At 65.9% G+C, this 580-nt stretch carries 1 protein-coding gene; it reads left to right on the forward strand.

The window, feature by feature from the left end:
• Positions 1-431 (forward strand): AraC family transcriptional regulator (locus tag AC1D01_RS37970; RefSeq protein ID WP_477875150.1); only part of this gene is annotated, 431 nt, incomplete at its 5' end.
• Positions 432-580 lie beyond the last annotated feature (149 nt).

A 580-nucleotide genomic window follows, 5' to 3' on the forward strand; every position in this document is an offset into this window, starting at 1 on the left:
GCCGCATCCAGGACCTGAAGGGCGACGTGATCCGCCTGAACCGCGACCTGCTGGTGCTGGAGGAGGAACTGCTGTTCCCCGCCAACACGCAGGTGGCGGTGTTCGTCTCGATGGACGTGGGCAAGATGTTCGAACTCGGCTCGGTGCAGGTGAAGCTCGACGACAAGGTCGTCGCGAACTACCTCTACACCCCGCTGGAGGTGAAGGCCCTGCACCGCGGCGGCGTGCAGCGCGTGTACCTCGGCAACCTGAAGGCCGGCGAGCACCAGATCGTCGCGGTGTTCACCGGCGGCGGCCCGCATTTCCGCGACTACAAGCGCGGCGCGACCGTCAAGTTCGACAAGACCACCGACCCGAAGTACATCGAGCTGCAGATCAAGGACAACACCGGCAAGCTGCAGCCGGAGTTCGAAGTCAAGGTCTGGCAGTAAGCCGCCATGCGCCTTCGCAACGTTCCCGCACACCTGCTGCGCCTGGCCGCCGTGGCGTGGCTTGCCGGTTCGGCGCATGCCGCCGAGCCGCTGCCGCCGCACGTGGTGCAAGACCCGTACTCCGGCGAGACGCTGTACCAGTTCTACCA

This window comes from Rhizobacter sp. P3_B12, assembly GCF_056402895.1.